We start from the raw sequence: 21,701 nt of genomic DNA, 5'->3' as shown, positions 1-21,701 counted from the left end.
GACGTCGTCATGAGCCGTCCGATTATTCGGCGCGCTGTTCCGGTAAGCGCCGCCGTAGCCGCATCGGTCCTCCTCCTTGCCTCTTGCAGCCAGGATTCCGATAAGCGCGGCGCGGGGCGCTCCACGCCCCCTCCGCACCCCACCACCCTCGCTCCTGCGTCAAGTTCGACGCCGGATACGGCTTTGCTGGGGCAGGCGACATCGGTCGTGGCGAGCGTGTCCGGAGGCGTACTGCTGGAGGGCGGATCGGAGCGTGTCGGAGACGGCATCCACACTCGCCCGGTACTGAACAAGGGGAAGACGTACCAACTCGTCCTGACGTGCGTCGGTCAGGGCAGTGCACGCCTGACTGTCGTCCCTACGACCTCGGGTTCCGGCGCAACGGTTCCTTGCGACCGGTCCGTAGTCCAGCAGCGGATCACCGGGAGCGGAACAGTCCGGATCGATGTTGTCGGTACCAAGCGCTCTACGGGCGTTCTTGCCTGGCGAATCAACACCCTCTGACGCTGACCGGTGAGGTCATCGCCCTCGGTCGCGTCGGAAGGGAAGCGCGCGCACCGCCTGGCTCTGCGCTGTACCGTCTCCGGAGATGATCGACTGCTCAATCAGTACTGCGGCTCCACGGTGAGGACGGCTGTATGGCGAAGCGGGTCCAGCACCCCTTTCCCGTCGCTGCACTGCAAGACCTCCGCCGACTGCACCTCCAGCACGACAAGTGCGGACGCCCGCACGATGCGGTCGTCCTGTAGAGAGATCCTCACCGTGCGGCGCGTAGCTGAAGCAGGTACGCCGCAGTCAGCGCAACGGCACGGTCCACGTCATGCGACAGCTCCACGAGGGCACATGACGCCCTCGTCCCCGGGATGCCCGCCAGCGCCTGGGTCAGCCGCCAGCGTTCAGGCGCCTCGGTGGTGTCGTGGGTGAGGCGGTCGACGAGCCTGGCGGCTATCCGATCCGCCGCCTCGGTGTCGCTCGCCAGCACGCTCAGCGCATCGGCCGCATCGATGTCGTTCCTTCCCTCCGCGATCATGTCGATGAGCGTCGGGACCGCATCGGCCCCACCACGTGTGCCGAGCGCCAAAGCCGCATACCCGCGGACCACGACATCGGGGTTCGCGAGGGCATCCCGCAGCTGCGCGGTAGCTTCGCCACCGGGTATTTCGGCGAGGGACTTGACGGCACGTTCCCGCACCGCGGCCACCGGTGAGCCGAGGCCCCTCGCCAGCAGTGCCAGGCCGCCGTCGCCCGATCGCGCCAGCGCCCATCGAAGGGCTCCGGCGACGTTCGGCTCGGTCTCGCTGAGTGCCGCCTCGACCAGGGCCTCCACCGGCACCGGAACCTCGTCCGAGGAGAGGGCCGCGCGCTGGCGCACACCGGGGCTCTTCGAACCCAGTGCCTGGAGGAGCGCAACGACCTGGAGGACGCCCTCTCAGTCGACGGGGTCCGCGGCATGGATCCGGCGGAGCCGCGTGAGCAGCTCGGTCTCGGCCGCGATGCGGTCGCGCGTCTGACGGATGAGGTCGTCGACGAGTGCCGAGGGCGTGAAGCTGGGATCGTCGAGCGCGCGTCCGATCTCACGCAGCGACAGTCCCAGCGACCGCAGGCTCTCGATATGGAAGATCCGCTGGATGTCCTCGCCGGAGTACTCCCGGTATCCGGAGCCGGTACGACCCGAAGGGCGCACCAGACCGAGCGACTCGTAATGCCGGAGCATGCGGGCACTGACCCCGGACCGCCGCGCCACGTCACCGATCAACACGTCCTATCGTCCCTCCTGGCCGGACCCGCCGAGGGCCACGACGCGCTTCGCCTCCTCGATCGCGAACTCGAATCCGGCGTCCGGGTCGCGCAGCAGCCGTTGTGTGGCGAGCGCGTGCGCGCGCATGCGCGGGTCAGGGGCCGCCGTCGCAGAACGAAGAGCCGGCACGATCGCTTCACCCAGCGCGACCAGCGCCCGGCTGAGACTCAGCCGCGTCTCCCGCTCACCGCGCCCGAGCTGCGTCGCCAACACCTCGGCCAACGCGGACTCCTCGCCTTCCGGCACGAGCACGACCGCGGCCCGCCACGCGCTTCTGGCCACCTCGTCGTCGGCGTCGGACAGGAGCGTCCGTGTGATCGCCGGCCACGCCTGCCGGTCCCCGATCTTGGACAGCGTGTGCAGCGCCTGACTCCGTGCCTGCGCACGCTCCGAGCGGACTTCGCGGAGCAGCTCGGGAAGTGTCATGGACACCGGGTAGCGGGTGAGCGCCCAGGTCAGCATGTCGCGGACGAGAAACTCGGGCTCGATCGCGCATCGCTCGACGAGCTTGTCGACGAAGCGCGGGTCGGGCGTCGTGCCGACCGCCAGAGCAGTCCGCAGTCGTACGGACGAACGGCTGTCCTCCAACCCCTGGAGAACTCGTACCGCATCCCCGTCCTGTCTCGTGATCGTCATCGAGACCACCTCCCTGGCAAGCAGTGAAGACCCTGTCACCGTGTCAAGGTCAAACAGGACCGCTGCGCGAGCCCGATTGCTCGGGCCTGTCAGAAGGGGGGATCGGTGTCGCAACCGCCCAGGGACTCGCTCGCCCATGACGAACTTGCTTCCCGACCCGCAAACGGCGCATGACCTGCCGCCGCGGAAAGCGTCACCAGCCGAGCGCATCCTCGTCGGCTCGCGCGTCTCGGACCGGCATGACCGGGCGCGCGTCGTGGCAGGTGAAGCCGAGGCGGGTCAGTGCCCGGCGCATCTCACCCGTCGTGAAGTCCCTGCGGTTCAGCCTGGTGATCACTTCCCCGACCTGCATCACGGGGTAGATGCTGCGAGCGATGGTCACGGACACGCCGGTGACGGGGGCGGGCGTGATGCGGCTCATCGACTGCTCGACCTCACTCTTGGTCAGGTCGAAGGGGAAACGGGCGATGACACAGCGCATGGAGGCCTCCACAGGGGTGGGGAAGAACACCGGAGAGGCCGACCGCGCGACGGCGGTCGGACGACGGTCAGGGGGTGAGAGCGAGAACGCCCAGGGCGTATCCGTGCTCGTCGATCACGGGAGACACGTCCAGGGCACGGTCCTGCATGGCGGCTACGGCCTCGCTGAGTGCGGCCACGGACGAGGTGAACGGTCCGCGGTCGAACGGGATGTCCCGCAGGCATGTCCGGTCGCGGTACCACGAGCCGCCGCGGTGTGCGGCGAGCTGGGCCCGGGTGACAAGTCCCGCGCACCGCCCGTCTTCGTCCTGGAGGAGCAAGTGCGCTACGCGGGCACCGATGAGCACGGAAAGTGCCACGTCGACGGCCATGTGGTCGTCCACCTGCGGCCCGGGTGCGTGCATGGCGTCACGTGCGGTCAGACCGGTGCCGTCGGCCTGCCACGTTCGGGGCGGAGTCGGTGTCAAGGGCTTCTCCTCTTCGTCGGGCGGGCAGGGCGGGCGACGGTTCGTCCCGGCCGCTGGGAGCGCATCCCCGTGCTGTGGCTATGGGGTGTTCCTCGGGGCGGACCGACGGACTCGGGCGGCGGCCGGGCCGGTCCTGCCACGGCCGGCAGCCCGGCCCCGGCGACTGCGGCCGGCGGATCCCTTGCCCTCGCGTTGTTCGGCGACTGGTGGCGTGACACTGACGGGCACGCCGGAGGGGGTCCGGGCGCCGGTGATGCGATGCAGCTCAGCTTCGCCCGGGCGGATCCGGACCGTACGCGGAGCGATGCCGGCGTCGTCCATCAGACGGTCCACCGCGCGACGTTGGTGCGGCAGGACGAGGGTGACGACGGTGCCGGACTCGCCGGCGCGCGCGGTACGGCCGCCGCGGTGCAGGTAGTCCTTGTGGTCGCTCGGAGGGTCGACGTTCACGACGAGGTCGAGGCTGTCGACGTGGATTCCGCGGGCGGCGACGTTGGTGGCCACCAGGGCCGTGACGTGGCCGTCCTTGAACTGGGCGAGTGTCCGGTTGCGCTGCGGTTGGGACTTGCCGCCGTGCAGGGCCGAGGCGCGCACACCCACGGACAGCAGATGCTCGGTCAGCCGGTCCACCGCGTGCTTGGTGTCCAGGAACATGATCACTCGCCCGTCGCGGGCGGCGATCTCGGTCGCGGCGGTGTGCTTGTCGGCGTCGTGCACGTGCAGCAGATGGTGCTCCATGGTGCTGACGCTGCCCGCTGACGGGTCGACCGAGTGCACCACGGGGTCGTGGAGGTAGCGGCGCACCAGGAGGTCGATGTTGCGGTCCAAGGTGGCCGAGAACAGCAATCGCTGGCCGCCGGAAGGGACTTGGTCGAGCAGTGCGGTCACCTGCGGCATGAAGCCCATGTCGGCCATCTGGTCGGCCTCGTCCAGGACGGTGACGGCGACCTGGTCGAGTCGGCAGTCCCCCCGCTCGATGAGGTCCTTGAGACGGCCGGGCGTCGCGACGACGACCTCGGTGCCGCCGCGCAGCGCACTCGCCTGACGGCCTGTCGACATGCCGCCCACCACGGTGGCGAGTCGCAGCCGCAGGGCACGGGCATAGGGGACGAGCGCGTCAGTGACCTGCTGGGCCAGTTCCCGGGTGGGGACGAGCACGAGGGCGAGTGGCTGTCGGGGCTGGGCCCGCTGCCCGTCCAGACGGGCGAGCAGAGGCAGACCGAAGGCGAGCGTCTTGCCCGAGCCCGTGCGCCCCCGGCCCAGGACGTCCCGGCCGGCCAGCGCGTTCGGCAGCGTCGCCGCCTGGATCGGGAAGGGCACGGCAACGCCCTGGGCGCCGAGCGCGGCCAGCAGACGCGCGGGCATGTCCAGTTCGGCGAACGTCTCGACCGCCGGCAGTGGTTCGGTGAGGGTGACCGGCAGGGTGAACTCCTGTCGGCGTGTCGTGGAGCGTGCTCCTTGACCGTTCTTTCGTCCGGTCCCCGGACGAGGGCCTTGTCGGCCCGTCTCCTGCGTACGGAAGTGGCTGCCGCGAGGGGAGCCTGTCGAGCGCGTCGAATTTCTGTCTGTGCGGAAGCGGCCGGAACTGCCGCCGCTGCGACGGGTGCGGTTCATGGAGGAACCTTCCTCGATGCGGCGTATCGAGGAATTCCGTCCAGCGGCGGGCGGCCGCGCAGGATTCACAAGAATGAGCCGAAGGGAAATGCAAAAAAACCGGGTAAAGCAATGAGCTGGGGCCCGCACCCCAAGAGCGCGGGCCCCAGCCATGTGATGTGCGAGTCAGTGGCTCGCGACGGTACGCGTCAGTGTCAGGCGGGAACGATGTTCTCGGCCTGCGGGCCCTTCTGGCCCTGCGTGACGTCGAAGGTGACCTTCTGGCCTTCCTGAAGCTCACGGAAACCGGTGGTGGCGATGTTCGAGTAGTGGGCGAACACGTCGGCGCCGCCACCGTCCTGCTCGATGAAGCCGAAGCCCTTTTCCGCGTTGAACCACTTCACGGTGCCAGATGCCATATTGAATCTCCCTTGGGGGCAGGTCCGCACTCCGCACTTCGCGGAGCCGAGTCGCCGCGATGATCACCCCTCCGGAAAGATCCGGAAAGCTCTGCAAAGAAAAAAATCTCTGGCAACCAAAACTGCAACTGCTATCAGGCTAACACAGGTAAAGCGGAAGCGGTCGTGCGTTTCCGTGTTCGGTCGGTCATTCCTATCCGGCCGGAGTCTGTATTTCTGTACCGGCGAGACTAGGTATGCGCACCGTGCTCGTCCAGCTTCGGGCGCACTTCCCGGTTCAGGCGGAGGGCGTCGTCGAGCTGGTTCTCAAGGGAGATGATGCGGCACGCGGCCTCGATGGGGGTGCCCTGGTCGACCAGCTCACGGGCGCGGGCGGCGATGCGCAACTGGCGGCGGGAGTACCGGCGGTGGCCGCCTTCCGAGCGCAGTGGAGTGACCAGCCCGGCTTCGCCGACGGCCCGGAGGAAGGCGGGGGTGGTGCCGAGAACGTCTGCGGCTCGCCCCATGGTGTAGGCGGGATAGTCGTCGTCGTCGAGGTTGCCGGCGACAGGGGCGTCGTTCTCAGTGGGCATAGCACCTTCGTTTTCGGGGGCGCGGCAAGGGATCCGGGCGTGCGTGGCACCCGTGCTCCGAAGGACTCAGCGCCATCTGCCTCGTGCGACAACCCTAACTCCGGCAGGCATGAGGATGTGGTCTCGCCGTGACAGATTTCCCCGCGCGCTCAGCTCGCGAAGTGGCCCCGCTCCGATGTCAGCCCGACTGCGGACATGAGCGATTCGGCGGCCTGCTCGGTCGCCTCCGGTGGCACGACCAGCAGATCCCTGCGCCCATGGCCGGGGGCCATCAGAACGATCGTGCTCGGCAGGTGTGCCGTAGTGGTCCTGCGCAGCCGGACGGCCTGGTTGCAGACGAACATGCGGCCCGGCGCACCGGTCAACGCCGTGCCGTTCACCAGAACACTTGCGATCCGGCCCCAGGTGCGGGGCAGGCCGGAGAGCAGTGGCGGGAGTTCCGTCAGGAGATCGAAGGTGCGCGGCCACCAGGCCCCGTCGACACGGCGTGGCACGGTGCTCTCGGGCGCGAGGTACAGGCGGAGGAGAGGCGGGGCCGTTGACGGGAGCCGTGGTCGGTCGCTCATGAGGTGTCCCGTCGAGTGGTCAGGCGCGGTACGTCGCCCTCGGGCGGACGGTATGCCCTGGCGGTCGGGAGCGCGCTCGCGGTGAGAGGGAGGGCGGGGTGGGCCGTTCGTCCCTCCCAGGCGTCCTGCGCGCTTGCGTAGGCGGGGAAGTGGGCGAGGAGGCCGGCGTGACGGATGACCAGGTCGGTCGTGTGGTTGTCGTGGACGATGCGCATCCAGCCGCCCCGGGCGCGGCAGTCGGACCACGCCTCGCACAGTGGCGTCAGGATGCCGCAGTCGGTGAAGGTCACCTCGCTCAGGTCCACGATGAGGAGGAGCCGTCCGGGCCGGGCCGCGCGGGCCTCGGCCAGGGCGCGGACCAGTGGTGCCACGGTCTGCGTGTCCAGTTCGCCGCGTGCACGGACGATACGGCACTCCTCGAAGAGCGTGGGCGCTTCGTCCTGGGTGGTCAACGGCTCGCGCGATGAAGGTAGTTGAGGTCGGTAGGCTGTCCCTGCCGTGGGCTCCCAAGGAGCCGCGTGCCTCATTCCGTCTCCCCGGTCGTGTCCACCGGGCGACCCGTTTCGGCGAGCGCCAGCATCCGTGCGGCGGTCAGCAGGTTTTCGGGATCGGCAGCGGCGGCCAGCAGTCGGGCGGCTGTTCCGGCGGGCTCCTCGGGCGGGACGACCAGGAGCACCCAGCGTCCCACGGTGCCGCAGTCCAGGGTGATGACGTGCGTCTCGCTTCCGGGTTCGGTCGGCTCCACGGCGATCACCCCGCCGGGCGCCATGACCGTGCGCGGGGCGTCGGGCCATTCGGCGGGGTCCACGGTGACCCGTACCGCGGCGCCCGGGTCAGGCTCCAACGAGCCGACGAGCGACGGAAGTTCGATTTCCAGCGCGTCGCAGCGCGGCCACCAGGCACCGTCCAGCGGGCCATGGCTCACGTCCGGGGTGAGGGTCAGGCGGGGCAGGGGCATGCGGTACGTCTGAGCGTCGGCCGCGGGCACGCCTTCGGCCGGCGTTCTGCTGCGTTCCATCGTGCGGTCCCGTCCCGGGAGCCGTGGGACGACTGCCCGTTTCGTCACTCGCCGGGAACGGCACCGCCGAACGCGCTGCGCGAAAAGCTCTCGGTACGGTCAGGCTACTCCCTGCCGAGGACAAGCGGTCGGGTCAGTCGTCCGACTGTGTCTTCGCCGTCCTCTCCCGATCGTCCTCTTCGCTGTCGTTCTCCGCGGTGACGGCCGCGCGGGGACGGACACGACAGCGGATCCTCGTGGCTTCACGGACCCGGGTCACACCTCGTCGGCGTGAGCGTGCGCCTGGTCTGTCGATTTACTGGTCGCGAGCCAGGACCGTGCGGGTTCCGCGGTGTGCGCGGTGTCGAGGGTGAGATGGAGCCGGGTCCCTCCTTCGCGGCCGGCGGGGTAGCTGCGCTGCTCGGTCGAGGCGAAGCAGCGCCGGAGTACTTCGGCTACGCGACGGGCGACCTCCGGCGTCGCGGCGACGATGCGGACCTCGGCGTGGCTCTCGGAGGGCAAGGGCTTGTTCTCCATACGGACCTCCTGGCAGGCGACGGGTACGGACCACGAATCCGGTCGCTGCCCGACACGCCGGGCGACGGTGCGGGGGCCGCGGGCGCGTTTCCACGGCGGCCCTCGTCTGAAGGGTATGCCGGGTAAGGGGGGCCGTGCGTGCCATGGCCGTCCGGCCGCTTGCCGGTCGCCCGAGCCCGGTGGTCGCATGAGCCGGGCCGAGCCGGGAGGCGGCTACAGCTCCCGGAAGATCGGTGCCGTCGCCGGCGCCGACCGCCGCGGTCGTCGCCGGCCGCGGGGCCGCCGAGGCGGGCCCGGCCGGGAGTACGGTGGAGACACCGAGGGTACGCCGCGCACCGCCTCCGAGACCGGTGCCGTTCTCGGGGATCGGCGATGCCGGGTCGGCCTTCGTCCGCACCCGGGGCAGGGTTGGCCATGACCGCGCACGTGTTCCTCCCGACGACCTTGGCCCTCCCCACGCTCCGGCCCGCACGGGGCAGGCCGCGCACCCGCGTGCCGGGCCCGCCGAGGGCCGAGCGCAGGTCCTCGCCCCAGGTGGCAGAACGTGTCCGCCCGCTGACGCGTGGTCAGGTCGGGGACCGCCTGCAGGAGTTGGGCGACCTCTACGCGGAGCTCTCCGGTGGCGACCCATGGGCGTGGAACCAGGCGCGGGCCGCCTTTCTGCGCCATCTCGTGGCCGACGCACGACGCCCGGGGTTCTCGCTGCTGATCGCGGAGACCACCGCCCTGACCGGATGTGCCTACGGCTTTCCCGTGGACGGTGCCGGTCCGGGGTGGGAAGAGGGTTTCGACGGACATCTTCCGGGGAAACGGCTCCGCCGCGCTTCCTCCGGGCGGCTCTTCGTCGTCTCTGGAATCGTCGTCCCGCCTCGCGTACGCCGGGAGTACCGGGACCATGTCTGGAACCTCGCCCGGCGCCTGCAGCGGCGCCTGCTCGCCGACCACGGCGCCGCGCTCGGCGTCACCCTGGTGGACGCCTGGGACGACGGGACCATCGAGACACTGCGGTCCTGGGGCTGGCAGTGCGCCGGAGACGACATCCTTGCGGCCTTGCCGACCGGCCCGTTCCGCGTTCTGGTGCTGGCTCCGGGGGCATGAGCACCCCTGGCGTCGATCATGCCTCGGACCCGGTCAGGGCATGGGCAGGCGCAGGGCGAGGAGGGCGATGTCGTCGGTGCTGCCGGGGGGCATCCGGGAAGACAGCCGGTCGCACAGCGTGTCCAGAGGTTCGTGGGCGAGGGCGAGGGCATGGCGGCGCAGTCGGCCGAGACCGGTGTCCAGGTCGCTGCCGGGCACCTCGATCAGGCCGTCGGTGTAGAGCAGGAGCGTGGATCCCGGCGGCAGCGCGTGGGCGGCGCTCGGCCGATGACCGCCGGCGCTCAGGTCTGCTCCGAGGAGCAGTCCCTGCCCGGCTTCGAGGTACTGCGCGTTCCCGTCGGGGGTCAGCAGCAGGGGCGGCGGGTGCCCGGCACTGGTCCAGCGCAGCGTCCAGGGGCCGGTGTCCGGGCCTTCCACCCGGGCGAGGACGAGGGTGGCCGTCGGCACGGTCGTGATGGCGTGCATGGCGTTGTCGAGACGGTCCACGACGGCACCGGTCGGCTCGGTGTGGTCCCAGACGAGCGAGCGAAGGATGCCGTGCAACTGCGCCATGCCGGCCGCGGCGGTCAGATCGTGGCCCTCGACGTCGCCGATGACCAGGGCGAGCGTGCCATCCCTCAGGGTGAACGCGTCGTACCAGTCGCCGCCGACCTGCGAGCCGGCCGGGGCGGGCTGGTACCGGGCGGCCAGCTGGATCCGGCCGGGCTGGGGCAGCGGGGGAAGGAGGTTGCGCTGCATGGCCTCGGCGACGGCGCGCTGGCGGCCGAACCGGCGGGCGTTGTCGATGACGAGGCCGACCCGGCGGCCGATGTCGCTCACCACGTCCACATCGCCGGTGCCGAAGGGGCGTGCCGGGTCGGTGCGCACCAGTGTCAGGGCACCGGTGACCTGCCGTCTGCTGCCCAGCGGCACTGTGATGACGGATGCCGCGCCGGTTGCTCCGAGGAAGGCACTGTGCACGGCGGCCAAGGGGGAGTCGGGTGGTGCGTCCATGTCCGCCCGGTCCTGCAGGACGGGACCGCCTCCGTTCAGCACCTGCACCAGGGGCGAGTGGGCCGCATCTCCGGCCGACGGAAGTGGACCACGCCAGTCTTCCTGTCCGGCGTCACGGCCCTCGGGGCCGGTCACCGCCACCCGGTGCACCTGATGGGAGCCGACCCGTAGATCCACCACCGCCCAGTCGGCCAGGCGGGGAACCAGAAGCCGGCTCAGCCGGGCGAGGGCCTCGTCCACCTCCAGGGTCTGGCCGAGCACGTCGGTGATCTCCGCGAGGAGTGTCAACCGCTCGGTGAGACTCTCCAGAGCACTCGTATGGGCGGCTCGTTCCACCCGTTCCGCCTGTTCCGCCCGTTCCGCCCGTTCCGCCCGTTCCGCGCGTTCCCTACGGGCACGGCGGTCCGCCGCGGTCTCGACGACCAGCACGACCATGCCCTGGGAGACGCCGTCGTCCGTCAGAGGCGTGGCCGACCAGGAGATCGGGATCAGCCGTCCGTCACCCCGCAGGCACCTGTCGTCGTCCCCGCGCGCCGAACGCCCCTCGGCAAGTGCCTGCAGCAGCGGGCAGCGCTCTCGGGGGATCCGGGTGCCTCCCGGGTCCCGGTGGCACAGGTCATGCAGGTCCTGCCCGTACATCACCGCTGCCGCCCGCCCCAGCAGCCGCTCGGCGGCCGGATTGACCGCGACGATCAGTCCCGCCGGGTCCAGCACGACCACGGCCGTACCCAGCTGGTCGACCACGTGCTGCCACAGACCCGGCTCCGCTGCCGACAGCCGCCACTCCCGCTCTCCGTCGGGCCTCACGCCGTCCACCACGCCGCCGCCTTTCCCTGCACAGACCACACCGCCGCCGGGGCCTTTGGCCCCAGGGCCACGGAGACATCGGTGCCACGATGGTCCCTTTGCGAGTACCCGGCCGCGCGGTCGACACGACGGCGCCTGCGCGACACCGCTGCACTGGCTCCGACCGGTCGCTCCCGAGCGAGGAAAATCGCTGGTCATACGCACATTTTCGGGCTCGGAAGCGGAGTAGGCTGAAGGCACCGGGAGTCTTTCGCGCACCGGCTCCTACGCGGGTGTCGTTCCCGGTGATCAACAATGCCGGGGCTGTCGCAGACGAGCCCGGGGACAGGTTCGCGCCATGAACGTGACCATCAACCGTACGACACCGAGTGAGCGCGCACCTTCGCCGCCGGCCCGCTTCTCGCTGACACTGGCGCGCCCGGTTCCGGGCAGGTTGCAAGGCGCCGGTGGCCGGGAAGAGACAGACAGCGTCGATGCCCGAAGCCGGGAAGAAGCGTGGGAGACCGATGGCGGGGCATCCAGGGCGTCGGCCCTGCCGCGGCACATCGGCTTGCCAGGGCGGCCGTCCGCCCTCCGGCCAAGGGATGTGAGAGAGCCGTGACACTCATCGCCGCGGCTGTGTTGCTTGTCGCGATCGCCGTCGGAGTCGTTCTGATCCACCGGCTCAATGCTCAGCACGCCGAACGGATCGCCGCCTTCCACTATGGCGATGCCCTGCCGGGGATCGGTCGTCGGACCCGGAGGCACCGCCGGGCGGCGGTGGACGCGATCGCTCCGACGCGCCCCACCGCGACGGCGACCGCGGATGACATCGACTTCGGCACGACCGAGGACGGCGAAGGACGGCACGTCATGGCAACACTGCGCGAGCGGAAGACGTATCGCGAGAAGATCTTGCGGGCTGTGTACGAAGCCGCCGAGGGCAATCGGCTCCTGGGCGTCGACGGGGCGAAGCTCCGCGACGACCTCGGTATCCCTGAGCAGGACATGGCCGCTGCCTGTACGTATCTGGCGGGCGAAGGCTGGGTCGTCGTCGATTGGGCGAGGGGCAACACGCCCGCGATGATCACGCTGACGCACCAGGGGATCCGGCAGATGGAGACACAGGAGGAAGCACGTGGCTGAGCCGCGTTCACCGAGGCAGTGCGGCCGCCGCGGGGCGTGCGACCGGCATACGAAGGACGGGCGGACACCATGACCGACTCCGACATCTCCGGCACTTCCAGGTTCCTGCCGGACGCCGTCCACGAGTCGGTGAGACCCGGGACGGCCCTGCTGAGGCTGGAGACGACACGTGTACGCGAGGGAGTCCTGGACGGTGCCTGGTGGCCGCGGTCCCGGGACATCGGTGCCGAGCTTCCCTCGCTGATCACCGCGTTGACCGAGCATCTCGGACCTGTCACCCGCGTCGGACTCGACGCCGGCACCTGGGACGAACTGCCGACACGGCTGACGGTCGACGGCCGGGTCGTGCACATCGACTCCTTCCCGGTCGGTGACGACACCGTCCTCATCACCCGGGGGGATCGGGACCATTTCTCCCTGCTGGTGGTTCCACCGGACACGGCACCTGACGCGGCACGCGCCGCGATGGCCAGGGCCGTCCGGGCCGACAACGTCACCGAGGCCGAGCAGATCCTCATCGAGATCGACGTCGGCAGCGACCTGCCGTCTTCGCCGACCTGACACCTCCGCACCGCAGCCGCGATCCCCGCGAGCCAGGACGCTAGATGCGGGCGAACTCCTCGGTGTGCTGGGCGAATTCCTGGGCCATGGCGGCGCTGACCGTGGGCTTGGTGTCGCGGATCGTGTCCAGGTAGTCGTCGGTGGTGGGGGCGGTCCGGGTTCCGGTGTCGAAGGTGCGCTCGAACTGAGCCTGGGAGACGGTTCGCGCCACGTGGGCGATGTCGGCCGGGGTGAACCCCTCGCTGGCGGACGCCAGTGCCGCGCTGTCGGCCTCGGCGCCTGCTCGGGCCAGGTAGCTCTTCCAGAGTGCGATCCTGGCGGTGTGGTCGGGAGGGCCGAGGGGCAGCACGTAGTCGAAGCGGCCGTGCCGGAGGAAGGCCGGGTCGAGCGTGGTCACGTTGTTCGTGGCACAGACGAGCAGTCGCCCCTCCTGGCTCCGGAACCGGACGATAGCCTTGAGCAGTTCGTTGACGACGCCGACCGCGGTCGCGTCCGCACCGCTGCGTGTCCCGGCGACCTCCTCGACCTCGTCGATGAAGACGAGCACGTGGTCGAGCTGGGCGATCTCGTCGAAGCGACGGCTCAGGCCGCTCGCCAGGCCGTACTCGGCGGCCAGCCGCGCGGGGAACAGTTCGAGGAAGGGCCATCCCAGACGGCTGGCGATCGCGTGCGCGAACGTGCTCTTGCCGGTCCCGGGCGGACCGAACAGCATGACCGCCCGCGGCAGTTCCACTCCGTGCCGGGCGGCCAGTTCGGGATGGGCCAAGGGCAGGACGAGGCGGCGTTCGATGAGCTGTTTCTCCCTCTGCATGCCCGCGACCTTCTGCCACAGCCCCCCGGCCGGCAGCTCCGCTCCGAGCGAGGACAGCACCCCGGCCGACTGTGGGGTCACCGGTCCGCGCTTCGTGAAGAGGACCAGGCCCGAGCGGGCGCCGAAGCCGCAGTTGTGCAGTGCCGCGGCACCTGTCTCGCCCTCGGGCAGGCCCGCGTACACCGCTCGGACGCCGTCGGCGAAGAGCCGTTGCTCAAGGGCCGTGATCAGGGCACTGCCCAGCCCGCGTTGCCGCCAGGCAGGTGCCATGCAGATGCGCAGGATCCATGCACGGTCGCCCTCCACTCTGCTCACTGCGACGCCGACGACCACGTCGTCCGCCGTGGCCACCACCGCCGGGTGGAGGGCCTGGAGGGCCGCCACGGCGTCCGAGAGCGGGAAGAGAGGAGGCTCCCCGGTCGTCCCGCTCTCCGCATCGACGCGGACCACCGCCTCGAGATCGTCCTGGGAGTAGTCCCTGACACGCCAACCCGTCATGATCAGCTCCGCGTGTTCGGCCGTACTCCCATCATCGGCCGGTGCACGGAGGACGCGCGCGACAGGCGCCGTCATCGCGTTCGACAAGACGGCCGGCGACTACGTGGACGTGCGGTAGCAACGCGCCTGAATCGCCTGCTGCCTACTGACAGAGAGTAAAGGGCCGGCTCAGGAGCAGTTCGATCCGAGGCTGTTCCGGCGAGACCTGATCGCGGGCGCCGGCCTGATGCCCCTGGTCTGCGTCCTACCTGCCGTCTTCGTCCCGGCCGTCCTCGAAGACGAAGAGCGGTTTCGCGCCATGTGCGGGTGCTTCGGCGAGCGAGATGGCTTCAGGGAAGCGTTCGAGCGGGAACGGCTCGCCTTGGGGGATGCTCAGCACTTCATCAGCGACGAGACTGCGAACCTCGGACAGCGCGCGCAGCGCATCCGCAGGTGAGGCAGTGCCGAACCAGCGGTTCAGCCAGAAGCCACGGATTGCCTTGGTCTCGTAGATGACCGAGCGTGCCAGCAGCGGGATCGTCAGCGCTGCCGGGTCTGTCTGCCGATGGGTGGAGAGTGCGCCGTAGACCACGACAACTCCTCCCGGAGCCAACGCCTGGGACACCTGGGCACCCACCTGGCCCGCGACACAGTCGATGGCCTTGCGCACGCCGGCCGATCCTGCGATCTCGGCCACACGCTGCAACAGGTCCTCGTCCTCAGTGCAGATGACCTCGTCACCACCAAGCGCCTTGATCTCCTCGACGGCAGCGCGCCGCCGTACGACATTGATCGTGCGTATACCCAGATGCCTGGCCAGCTGAATGACGAGCCGGCCGACGGTGGAGCCCGCGGCCGTCTGCAACAACCATTCACCCGGCTGTACGTCGAGTTCGCGAGTCACCAGGAGTAACGCGGTCAACGGGTTGACGGCGAGCTGACAGGCGCTGGAATCGCTCAGTCGGTCGGGGACGGGCAGGAGCCTTCGTGTATCGGCAACAAGGTATTCCTGCCAAGTGCCGGACACATGCGGCCCGGGTACCGCCGGGACGGCAACGGCCACCACGCGCTCGCCGATCTTCAGTGCCTCGGTGTCCGGGCCCAGGGCCTCAATACGGCCCACGCATTCCATGTGACCCCCGACAGCGGGAAACTCGGGGGAGAAACCGTAGCGGCCGCGCAGTACGTGCAGATCACTGGCGTGAACCGGAGTCGCCTTCACGCGGATCAACGCCTGGCCGGCTGCTGGCGTGGGAACAGGACGGGATTCCAGCCGCAGGACATCGGCCGGCTCGCCAACCCGTCCGGCTACGAGCGCGCGCATGGATTGTGGCATGAGTGACCTTTCGTCTCTCAGCGCCAGACGAACTCGGGGGGGCGTTCTGGACAGGAACAATGCCGATGGCGGCACCCACGTCGGCGACCAGGCCCCGGACCTTTCTCCTTCGACGGAGCAGGCCCGTGCGCAGAGCGTCATCGGCGGCAGGTCCCCTCCAGGCCTTTACCGACTCGCCCACCATGATCATGTGAGCGAGCTGGGTCGTGCGGCCCGGAGTCCCCGACATCACGCTAAGCGCCACTGACAGGCTCTGCAATCCAGCCTCCGCTGACGGAAACCAGGTGGGGGCCGGCGTACGACCTGGGTACGGTCGAGCAATGCCCGAGCTGAAGCGGCTGCATGCCAGCCATGCCCCGGCGGTCCTGGCCTTCGAGCTGGCCAACCGCGCCTACTTCGCTGCCTCGGTCTCCGACCGCGGCGACGACTTCTTCGATCAGTTCACCGACCGGTACAACGCCTTGCTGGCCGAGCAGGAGGCCGGCATCTGTGCCTTCTACCTGCTCGTGGCCGAAGACGGCTCGGTACTGGGCAGGTTCAATCTGGTCGACATCGAGGACCGTACTGCGGAACTCGGCTACCGGGTCGCGCAGCACGTCGCCGGCCGCGGCGTGGCGACCGCGACGGTCCGGGAGCTGTGTCGGCCGGCGGCGGCCCGGCACGGGCTGCGCACACTGCGGGCGGCGACCGCCCACCAGAATGCCGCGTCCCAGAGGGTGCTGACCAAAGCCGGCTTCGTCCCCGTCGGGCCCGCCGACCCGGCCCACCTCGGCGGTAAGCCAGGGACCTGGTACCAGCGCGACCTGGTGCTCCAGCCGTACGGTGCGGTCCTGCCGGGAGCCGGCTGAGGGACAGTGACGGCCACCGCTGATCATCGGTGTGTGAAGACCGACGATCTTGCGGTGGCCGCAGGCCACAGCGTAGATCCTGCCCGTTGGCAGTACACCGGCATCGCCGCCCGCATGATCGACCGTGCGCTGGACGCCGGTGTCCCCGCATCCTGGGTTGCCGGCGGGAGAGCACCGTAGCCGAGCGATCAGCCCACCAGAGCCTCGTGCACCATGCGCCGCAGCTCCGGAAAGACCTTCAGCTTCTTCGGGCGTACCTGGGTCATGAACTGGACGGTCAGGTCGTTGCCCGGGTCGATCCAGAAGGCCGTGGTGGCCACGCCGGTCCAGCCGTAGGTGCCGAGGCCCTGGGGAGCCAGGGTGCGGCTGGGGTCGATGACGACGGAGACGTTGAAGCCGAAGCCGAGGCCGTCGTTGTTGCGTTCCTGGTGGGTGGGGGCGCCGAAGGTGCGCAGGTCGGTGTTGCCGGGGAGATGGTTGCGGGTCATCAGGGCGACCGTGTCGGGGGACAGGAGGCGGGTGCCGTCCAGTTCGCCGCCCCGGCGGAGCATCTCCATGAAGCGGTGGAAGTCCAGGGCCGTGGCGACCGTGCCGCCGCTGCCGGACAGGAAGCGGGGCCGGCCGCGCAGTGGCAGTCCCGGGATCGGTGTGATGCCGCCGTCCTCGGTCTCGCCGTACATCTCGGCCAGTCGCTCGGCCTGTTCGGGGGTGATGTGGAAGCCTGCGTCGGTCATGCCGAGGGGGCGGAAGATGCGCTCGGTGAAGTAGTCGTCCAGGGGTTGTGAGGAGACCACCTCGATGATTCTGCCCAGCACGTTGGAGGCGATGGAATAGTTCCACTGCGTGCCTGGCTCGAACTGCAGGGGCAGGCGCGCGTACACCTGCATCGTCTCGGCCAGGTTCGCGCCCGGCGGCACGGACGACTCCAGGCCGGCCTCGCGGTAGAGGGCGTCCACGGGGTGTTTGTAGTAGAAGCCGAAGGTCAGGCCCGCCGTGTGGGTGAGCAGATGCCGGATGAGGATCGGGCCGGAGGCGGGGCGTGTGCGTACCTCGGTGCCCGCACCGCTCTCGTACACCTGGGGGTCGGCGAATTCCGGTAGGTAGCGGTCGACCGGGTCGTCCAGGGACAGGCGGCCCTCCTCCACCAGTTGCAGCACCGCGACCGCTGTGACGGGCTTGGTCATGGAGTAGATGCGCCAGAGGGTGTCCGTCTCGACGGGCAGCCCGGCCGCGACGTTCCGGTGGCCGTACGTGGTGAGGTGCGCGACGCGGCCACCGCGGGCCACGGCCAACAGGAACCCGGGCAGGCGGCCTTCGTCGACGTGCTGGGCGAAGTGCTGGTCGAGGCGGTCCAGGGCCTTCGCGTCCAGTCCGGCCTCGTCCGGGTCGACTTCCTGTCGCAGCTGTGCCATCGCTCTCCTCCGGTCGCGTCGTACGCGCGTGCGGGCAGGCACCTGCGCCGCAACGCACACCTCATCGTCGCGCAGGAACCCCGGAACGGACCTGTTCATCAGCGGTGTGTGTGATCGACGCGACCCCGGGCCCCGGCAGCGCGCGCGCCGCCGGCACGGCGATCGCGGCCACTGCGGCGAGCACGAGCAGCGCCGTCCTCGGGCCCGCGCCCATCAGCGCGGTGCCCGCGGCCACGCCGAGGACGGGCCCGATGTTGAGCGCGGTCTGCTGCAGACCCCCTGCCACTCCGGCCACCGCCACCCGGGCCTGGCGTACGACCACATGGGTGGCCGCCACCATCACCGTGCCGAACCCGGCTCCCAGCAGCGCGAAGGCGCAGCCCTGGGCGAGCGCGCCGGTTGCCCCGGACAGGACCAGGACGCCGAGTGCGAGCAGTGCCATTGCCGTCGCTCCCGTGCGCCGTGCGCCCAGCCTGCGCAGCAGCATCGGGCACAGGGGAGCGGACCCCACCATCAGCACCGCCAACGGCAGGCTGCGCAGGGCGCTTTGGAACGGGTCGAGGCCGAGCCGGCGCTGCAGCACGTACGTCTCGACGAACAGGGTGCCGAAGAGTGAGGCCGACGCGGCGACCAGCAGGGTGAGGGCCGCCCCGACCGCGGGTGAGCGGATCACGTCAGGGGGGAGCAGGGGGCTTGTGGTGTGGCGTTCGTGCCGTACGAAGGTGGCAGCGGCGAACGCGGCAACGGCCGGCCCGGCGGCGATGGGCGCACCGGAGGCGGGCAGCGCGACCAGCGTCTGGACGAGGCAGGCCAGCGTCACGGCGAGAAGCAGTGCCCCCGGTAGGTCCAATGGGGTGCGGGGAGTTGGCTCGGGGTCCGGGTCGGGCAGGACCAGGGCCGCCAGTCCGAGGCCTGCGGCCGGTGGCACGCTCAGGAAGAACACCGCCTGCCAGCCCAGCCCGTTCACCAGTGCCCCGCCCACCAGCGGCCCCGCTGCCGCCGCCAGCCCGATCGCGCTGGTGCGTACCGCGAGCGGCATCGCCAGCCGGTCCGGCGGGAAGGCGGCCCGCAGCATCCCGAGCGTGGCGGGCTGCAGCAGCGCCCCGAACACCCCCTGCGCCGCCCGCAGTCCGATTACCCAGCCGATCGAGGGCGCCAGTCCGACACCCGCCGAGGCCGCGCCGAACCCCAGCATGCCGAGCGCGAACATCCGCCGCTGCCCGTAGCGGTCGCCGAGGCGGCCCGCGAACACCAGCAGGCTCGCCACCGCCACGAGGTACGCGGTGCTGGTCCACTGCACCTGCGCGTACGACGCGTGCAGCGTCCGCTGCAGGGAGGGCTGGGCGACCGTGAGGACTGTGCCGTCGAGGGCGACGAGTACGGCGCCCACACTGCTCACCAAGGCCAGTCGGCGGTTCACCGCCCGCCCTCCGGACCCAGGTGGGCGAGGAGGGCCGTGTCCAGCAGTGCCTTGAAGTCCGTTTCGGCCGTGGCGAGTTGAAGGCTGCCCCAGCGCCACAGCTGGGCGATGCCGTGCAGGTTCGCCCACAGGGCGCCCGCCGTGCGCCGGGCGTCCGTCTCGGGGCGGACCTGGCCGACGAGGTCCGCGAGGAGAGCGAACAGCGACAGGCTCGTTTCGCGCAGTCCCAAGTGGCCGCTCTCCAGCAGATCGTGGCGGAACATCAGCTCGTACATGCCCGGGTTGTCCAGAGCGAACTCCAGGTAGACGCGGGCCAGTTCTCGCACCTGTGCGCGTGGGTCGCTGGTGCCGTCGAGCGTCGGCCGGACCCGGTCGCCCAGATCGGCGAACCCCCGTCGGGCGATGGCGGACAGCAGTTCCAGATGGGTGGGGAAGTAGCGGCGTGGCGCCCCGTGCGAGACCCCCGCGCGGCGGGCGATCTCCCGGAGTGTCAGCGCCTGGACACCCTCGGCGGCGACCAGGTCCACGCCGATGTCGACGAGGCGGGTGCGCAGCGACGTGCCGGATTCAGTCATAGACAGTGTCTACCAGGTGTGCGTAGACGGTGTCTACTCGCGTGTCCGTGCGAGGGAATGCCCATGCCCTCGGGCCAGTTGACCCTCATATGACTCAGGACCCGACGCAGGACGCCCTGCTCAAGCTGCTCTCCGAGACGCGAGGCGGAGTGCTGGTCACGCTCAAGAGCGACGGCCGGCCCCAGCTGTCGAACGTCAGCCACGCCTACTACCCCGACGAGCGGGTCATCCGGATCTCGATCACCGACGACCGCGCCAAGACCCGCAACCTCCGCCGCGACCCCCGGGCCTCCTATCACGTCACCAGCCAGGACCGCTGGGCGTACACGGTCGCCGAGGGCACGGCCGAGCTGTCGCCGGTCGCCGAGGACCCGAACGACGAGACCGTCGAGGAGCTGGTCCGGCTCTACCGGGACGTCCTCGGCGAACATCCGGACTGGGACGACTACCGGGCCGCGATGGTCCGCGACCGGCGGCTGGTGCTGCGGCTGCCCGTCGAGCGGGCGTACGGCATCCCGACGAGCCAGGGCTGACCTACGGTGCTTCGGCGGTCCGCGCCTCGATCGCCCGCAGTACCGCCACCATGTCCTCGCCGCCGTACCCCTGCGTCACCGTCTCCTCGAACAAACTGTGGCAGACGTCGAGCAGGGGCGAGGCCAGGTGTGCCTTGCGGGCCGCCTCGGCGATGAGCCGGTTGTTCTTCAGGACGTCCTGGGCGGCCGCCTGCACCGCGAAGTCCCGCTCGCGCAGCTTGGGCGCCTTCATCCGGGAGACCCCGCTGGCCATCGGGCCCGCGTCCAGGACGTCCAGGAACAGGCGCCGGTCCAGACCCTGCCGGTCGGCGAAGTGGAAGGCCTCGGTCAGCCCGGTCACCAGGGTGATCAGGAAGAGGTTCACGGACAGCTTCATCAGCAGTGCGCCCGGCGCCTTGCCGCACGCGAAGGTCTCCCGGCACAGGGGTGCGAGCAGCGGTCGTACGACGTCCACGGCGGACTCCTCGCCGGCCAGCATCGCCACCAGTTGCCCCTGCTCCGCCGGCACCCGGGAGCCGGAGACGGGCGCCTCGACGTACCGGCCGCCGACCGCGCGGATGTCTGACTCCAGGGCGTGGGAGTACTCGGGGGAGGTCGTGCCCATGTGGACGACCACGCGTCCGGCGACCCGTGCGGCGAGGGCGGGGGTGCCGCGGCCGAGGACGGTGTCGACCGCGGCCTCGTCGGCGAGCATCAGCAGCACCACCTCGGCCCGCGCGAACACCTCGTCGGCGTCCGCCGCGACCTCGGCGCCGACCGCCCGCAACGGCGCGGTGCGCTCCGGCGTCCGGTTCCACACCACGAGGGGTGTGCCGCAGGTCGCCAGGCGCAGCGCCATCGGCTGACCCATCACTCCGAGACCGATGAAACCGACGTGCACGGGGGCCGCCCTTCCGTCTGCCGGCCGACTATGACCGCCGTCATAGTAGCGAGTGTTATGACGCTGGTCATAGGGTGAAGGCCGAGGATGAGGATGATCGGAGGTGGGCCATGGCGCAGTCGCGGCACGGGCCGCGCGAGCGGATGGTGTTCAGCGCGGCCCAGCTGATCCGGCGCGAGGGGGTCGGCTCGACCGGCATGCGGGACGTCGCCGCCCACGCCGGGGCACCGCGCGGTTCGCTCCAGCACTACTTCCCGGGAGGCAAGGAACAGCTGGTCAACGAGGCCGTTGGCTGGGCCGGGCGGTACGCCGGCAAGCGCGTCGCCCGCTTCCTCGCAGGCCTGGGCGAGCCGACGCCGAGCGGTCTGTTCGCGGCGATGGCGGCCCAGTGGACGGACGAGTACGAGACGGATGGCTTCGCCGGCGGCTGCCCGGTCGCCGCCGCGACCGTGGACGGTGCTGCCGCGGGCACCTCCACGCGCGAGGCGGCCGCCGCGGCGTTCGCGACCTGGCGCGCCCCGGTCGCCGAGGCCCTGACCGGCATGGGCGTCCCCGCCGCCCGCGCCGACTCCCTCGCCACCCTGATGATCAGCACCCTGGAGGGCGCGATTCTGATGGCCCGGGCCGAGGAGGACGTACGCCCGCTGCAGGCCGTGGTCCGCGAACTCGGGCCGCTGCTCGACGCCGCGGTGGTCTCCTCCGGGTGACGCCCGGCGCGCAGGTGCTTGTTCCGTGCGGCCTCCCGCACTAGCCTCCGCGC

24 protein-coding genes and 1 pseudogene are annotated in these 21,701 nt (G+C 70.5%); 6 read left to right on the top strand and 19 right to left on the bottom strand.

Annotated features, from left to right (window positions below; translation table 11 throughout):
- Positions 1-605: 605 nt before the first annotated feature.
- The 12 genes and pseudogenes from ACIF83_RS09675 to ACIF83_RS09620 form a co-directional block, all read right to left on the bottom strand.
- Positions 606-761, bottom strand: a complete 156-nt coding sequence (locus ACIF83_RS09675) for a hypothetical protein (RefSeq protein WP_399725053.1) — start codon at positions 759-761, stop codon at positions 606-608.
- Positions 758-1,759: pseudogene (locus tag ACIF83_RS09670) on the bottom strand (MerR family transcriptional regulator). Before ACIF83_RS09670 ends, ACIF83_RS09675 begins: the two are co-directional and overlap by 4 nt.
- A 3-nt stretch (positions 1,760-1,762) precedes the next feature.
- Entirely contained in the window at positions 1,763-2,434 is a 672-nt protein-coding gene (locus tag ACIF83_RS09665) for a HEAT repeat domain-containing protein (protein WP_399725050.1), read from the bottom strand.
- 193 nt (positions 2,435-2,627) lie between these two features.
- The gene (locus tag ACIF83_RS09660) at positions 2,628-2,915 is read right to left on the bottom strand and encodes an SCO5918 family protein (RefSeq protein WP_399725047.1); all 288 of its coding nucleotides are present in this window, start codon (positions 2,913-2,915) and stop codon (positions 2,628-2,630) included.
- A gap of 67 nt (positions 2,916-2,982) precedes the next feature.
- Positions 2,983-3,381 (bottom strand): CBS domain-containing protein, encoded by a 399-nt coding sequence (locus ACIF83_RS09655; RefSeq protein ID WP_393469889.1) that lies wholly within the window; start codon positions 3,379-3,381, stop codon positions 2,983-2,985.
- 78 nt (positions 3,382-3,459) lie between these two features.
- Positions 3,460-4,995: a DEAD/DEAH box helicase gene (locus tag ACIF83_RS09650; RefSeq protein ID WP_399725044.1), complete on the bottom strand. Its 1,536-nt coding sequence runs from the start codon at positions 4,993-4,995 to the stop codon at positions 3,460-3,462.
- Between the two features lie 194 nt (positions 4,996-5,189).
- On the bottom strand, positions 5,190-5,393 hold the full coding sequence (locus ACIF83_RS09645) for a cold-shock protein (RefSeq protein ID WP_030736617.1): 204 nt from the start codon (positions 5,391-5,393) through the stop codon (positions 5,190-5,192).
- Positions 5,394-5,623: 230 nt separating this feature from the next.
- Positions 5,624-5,965: a MerR family transcriptional regulator gene (locus tag ACIF83_RS09640; RefSeq protein WP_399725041.1), complete on the bottom strand. Its 342-nt coding sequence runs from the start codon at positions 5,963-5,965 to the stop codon at positions 5,624-5,626.
- A 149-nt stretch (positions 5,966-6,114) separates the two neighbouring features.
- Positions 6,115-6,531: a DUF5994 family protein gene (locus ACIF83_RS09635; protein WP_393469897.1), complete on the bottom strand. Its 417-nt coding sequence runs from the start codon at positions 6,529-6,531 to the stop codon at positions 6,115-6,117.
- Positions 6,528-6,983 (bottom strand): STAS domain-containing protein, encoded by a 456-nt coding sequence (locus tag ACIF83_RS09630; RefSeq protein WP_393469900.1) that lies wholly within the window; start codon positions 6,981-6,983, stop codon positions 6,528-6,530. Before ACIF83_RS09630 ends, ACIF83_RS09635 begins: the two co-directional genes overlap by 4 nt.
- 71 nt (positions 6,984-7,054) lie before the next feature.
- Entirely contained in the window at positions 7,055-7,549 is a 495-nt protein-coding gene (locus ACIF83_RS09625; protein ID WP_393469903.1) for a DUF5994 family protein, read from the bottom strand.
- 255 nt (positions 7,550-7,804) lie between these two features.
- Positions 7,805-8,065, bottom strand: coding sequence for a hypothetical protein (locus ACIF83_RS09620; RefSeq protein WP_393469906.1), 261 nt, complete (start codon positions 8,063-8,065; stop codon positions 7,805-7,807).
- Positions 8,066-8,599: 534 nt separating this feature from the next.
- Between ACIF83_RS09620 and ACIF83_RS09615 the strand changes: the two genes are divergently transcribed.
- Positions 8,600-9,163, top strand: a complete 564-nt coding sequence (locus ACIF83_RS09615; protein WP_393469909.1) for a hypothetical protein — start codon at positions 8,600-8,602, stop codon at positions 9,161-9,163.
- A 33-nt stretch (positions 9,164-9,196) separates the two neighbouring features.
- Here the strand turns inward: ACIF83_RS09615 and ACIF83_RS09610 are convergent, their stop codons facing one another.
- The gene (locus ACIF83_RS09610) at positions 9,197-10,963 is read right to left on the bottom strand and encodes a SpoIIE family protein phosphatase (RefSeq protein ID WP_399725035.1); all 1,767 of its coding nucleotides are present in this window, start codon (positions 10,961-10,963) and stop codon (positions 9,197-9,199) included.
- Between the two features lie 852 nt (positions 10,964-11,815).
- Here ACIF83_RS09610 and ACIF83_RS09605 point away from each other — a divergent pair.
- Both ACIF83_RS09605 and ACIF83_RS09600 read left to right on the top strand, forming a co-directional pair.
- Positions 11,816-12,088 carry a hypothetical protein gene (locus ACIF83_RS09605; protein WP_399725226.1) on the top strand — a complete coding sequence of 91 codons (273 nt, stop codon included), beginning with the start codon at positions 11,816-11,818 and terminating at the stop codon, positions 12,086-12,088.
- Between the two features lie 69 nt (positions 12,089-12,157).
- On the top strand, positions 12,158-12,649 hold the full coding sequence (locus ACIF83_RS09600) for a DUF5994 family protein (RefSeq protein WP_399725032.1): 492 nt from the start codon (positions 12,158-12,160) through the stop codon (positions 12,647-12,649).
- 40 nt (positions 12,650-12,689) lie between these two features.
- Here ACIF83_RS09600 and ACIF83_RS09595 read toward each other — a convergent pair whose 3' ends face one another.
- A complete protein-coding gene (locus ACIF83_RS09595; RefSeq protein ID WP_399725029.1) occupies positions 12,690-13,958 on the bottom strand; it encodes an ATP-binding protein in 1,269 nt (422 codons plus the stop codon).
- A 244-nt stretch (positions 13,959-14,202) separates the two neighbouring features.
- On the bottom strand, positions 14,203-15,261 hold the full coding sequence (locus tag ACIF83_RS09590) for a zinc-dependent alcohol dehydrogenase family protein (protein WP_399725026.1): 1,059 nt from the start codon (positions 15,259-15,261) through the stop codon (positions 14,203-14,205).
- Positions 15,262-15,593: 332 nt separating this feature from the next.
- Between ACIF83_RS09590 and ACIF83_RS09585 the strand changes: the two genes are divergently transcribed.
- Positions 15,594-16,121 carry a GNAT family N-acetyltransferase gene (locus ACIF83_RS09585; protein WP_399725023.1) on the top strand — a complete coding sequence of 176 codons (528 nt, stop codon included), beginning with the start codon at positions 15,594-15,596 and terminating at the stop codon, positions 16,119-16,121.
- 188 nt (positions 16,122-16,309) lie between these two features.
- On the opposite strand, the gene ACIF83_RS09580 is transcribed toward ACIF83_RS09585, so the two are convergent.
- The 3 genes from ACIF83_RS09580 to ACIF83_RS09570 all read right to left on the bottom strand — a co-directional run bounded on the left by ACIF83_RS09580 (position 16,310) and on the right by ACIF83_RS09570 (position 19,528).
- Positions 16,310-17,533, bottom strand: coding sequence for a serine hydrolase domain-containing protein (locus tag ACIF83_RS09580; protein WP_399725020.1), 1,224 nt, complete (start codon positions 17,531-17,533; stop codon positions 16,310-16,312).
- Between the two features lie 61 nt (positions 17,534-17,594).
- Positions 17,595-18,953 (bottom strand): MFS transporter, encoded by a 1,359-nt coding sequence (locus tag ACIF83_RS09575; RefSeq protein WP_399725017.1) that lies wholly within the window; start codon positions 18,951-18,953, stop codon positions 17,595-17,597.
- Positions 18,950-19,528 carry a TetR/AcrR family transcriptional regulator gene (locus tag ACIF83_RS09570; RefSeq protein ID WP_399725014.1) on the bottom strand — a complete coding sequence of 193 codons (579 nt, stop codon included), beginning with the start codon at positions 19,526-19,528 and terminating at the stop codon, positions 18,950-18,952. Before ACIF83_RS09570 ends, ACIF83_RS09575 begins: the two co-directional genes overlap by 4 nt.
- An 89-nt stretch (positions 19,529-19,617) precedes the next feature.
- On the opposite strand from ACIF83_RS09570, the gene ACIF83_RS09565 reads away from it, so the two are divergent.
- Positions 19,618-20,061, top strand: coding sequence for a PPOX class F420-dependent oxidoreductase (locus ACIF83_RS09565; protein ID WP_399725011.1), 444 nt, complete (start codon positions 19,618-19,620; stop codon positions 20,059-20,061).
- Between the two features lies 1 nt (position 20,062).
- On the opposite strand, the gene ACIF83_RS09560 is transcribed toward ACIF83_RS09565, so the two are convergent.
- Positions 20,063-20,941, bottom strand: coding sequence for an NAD(P)-dependent oxidoreductase (locus ACIF83_RS09560; RefSeq protein WP_399725008.1), 879 nt, complete (start codon positions 20,939-20,941; stop codon positions 20,063-20,065).
- Between the two features lie 110 nt (positions 20,942-21,051).
- Between ACIF83_RS09560 and ACIF83_RS09555 the strand changes: the two genes are divergently transcribed.
- The gene (locus ACIF83_RS09555) at positions 21,052-21,648 is read left to right on the top strand and encodes a TetR/AcrR family transcriptional regulator (RefSeq protein ID WP_399725005.1); all 597 of its coding nucleotides are present in this window, start codon (positions 21,052-21,054) and stop codon (positions 21,646-21,648) included.
- Positions 21,649-21,701 lie beyond the last annotated feature (53 nt).

Origin of the sequence: Streptomyces sp. NPDC085866 (assembly GCF_044541035.1) — a bacterium.
In the GTDB taxonomy this organism is placed as follows: Bacteria; Actinomycetota; Actinomycetes; order Streptomycetales; family Streptomycetaceae; genus Streptomyces.
Note: the sequence above shows the minus strand (reverse complement) of the source record. Positions and strands in the feature narration are given on the sequence as shown.

What these genes read in the sequence shown, in the direction of transcription:
- ACIF83_RS09665 (WP_399725050.1), bottom strand. Translation starts at nt 2,434, where the DNA reads ATGACGATCACGAGACAGGACGGGGATGCGGTACGAGTTCTCCAGGGG.
- ACIF83_RS09660 (WP_399725047.1), bottom strand. Translation starts at nt 2,915, where the DNA reads ATGCGCTGTGTCATCGCCCGTTTCCCCTTCGACCTGACCAAGAGTGAG.
- ACIF83_RS09650 (WP_399725044.1), bottom strand. Translation starts at nt 4,995, where the DNA reads ATGAACCGCACCCGTCGCAGCGGCGGCAGTTCCGGCCGCTTCCGCACA.
- ACIF83_RS09645 (WP_030736617.1), bottom strand. Translation starts at nt 5,393, where the DNA reads ATGGCATCTGGCACCGTGAAGTGGTTCAACGCGGAAAAGGGCTTCGGC.
- ACIF83_RS09640 (WP_399725041.1), bottom strand. Translation starts at nt 5,965, where the DNA reads ATGCCCACTGAGAACGACGCCCCTGTCGCCGGCAACCTCGACGACGAC.
- ACIF83_RS09635 (WP_393469897.1), bottom strand. Translation starts at nt 6,531, where the DNA reads ATGAGCGACCGACCACGGCTCCCGTCAACGGCCCCGCCTCTCCTCCGC.
- ACIF83_RS09625 (WP_393469903.1), bottom strand. Translation starts at nt 7,549, where the DNA reads ATGGAACGCAGCAGAACGCCGGCCGAAGGCGTGCCCGCGGCCGACGCT.
- ACIF83_RS09620 (WP_393469906.1), bottom strand. Translation starts at nt 8,065, where the DNA reads ATGGAGAACAAGCCCTTGCCCTCCGAGAGCCACGCCGAGGTCCGCATC.
- ACIF83_RS09605 (WP_399725226.1), top strand. Translation starts at nt 11,816, where the DNA reads ATGGCAACACTGCGCGAGCGGAAGACGTATCGCGAGAAGATCTTGCGG.
- ACIF83_RS09600 (WP_399725032.1), top strand. Translation starts at nt 12,158, where the DNA reads ATGACCGACTCCGACATCTCCGGCACTTCCAGGTTCCTGCCGGACGCC.
- ACIF83_RS09595 (WP_399725029.1), bottom strand. Translation starts at nt 13,958, where the DNA reads ATGACGGGTTGGCGTGTCAGGGACTACTCCCAGGACGATCTCGAGGCG.
- ACIF83_RS09590 (WP_399725026.1), bottom strand. Translation starts at nt 15,261, where the DNA reads ATGCGCGCGCTCGTAGCCGGACGGGTTGGCGAGCCGGCCGATGTCCTG.
- ACIF83_RS09585 (WP_399725023.1), top strand. Translation starts at nt 15,594, where the DNA reads ATGCCCGAGCTGAAGCGGCTGCATGCCAGCCATGCCCCGGCGGTCCTG.
- ACIF83_RS09580 (WP_399725020.1), bottom strand. Translation starts at nt 17,533, where the DNA reads ATGGCACAGCTGCGACAGGAAGTCGACCCGGACGAGGCCGGACTGGAC.
- ACIF83_RS09570 (WP_399725014.1), bottom strand. Translation starts at nt 19,528, where the DNA reads ATGACTGAATCCGGCACGTCGCTGCGCACCCGCCTCGTCGACATCGGC.
- ACIF83_RS09565 (WP_399725011.1), top strand. Translation starts at nt 19,618, where the DNA reads ATGACTCAGGACCCGACGCAGGACGCCCTGCTCAAGCTGCTCTCCGAG.
- ACIF83_RS09555 (WP_399725005.1), top strand. Translation starts at nt 21,052, where the DNA reads ATGGCGCAGTCGCGGCACGGGCCGCGCGAGCGGATGGTGTTCAGCGCG.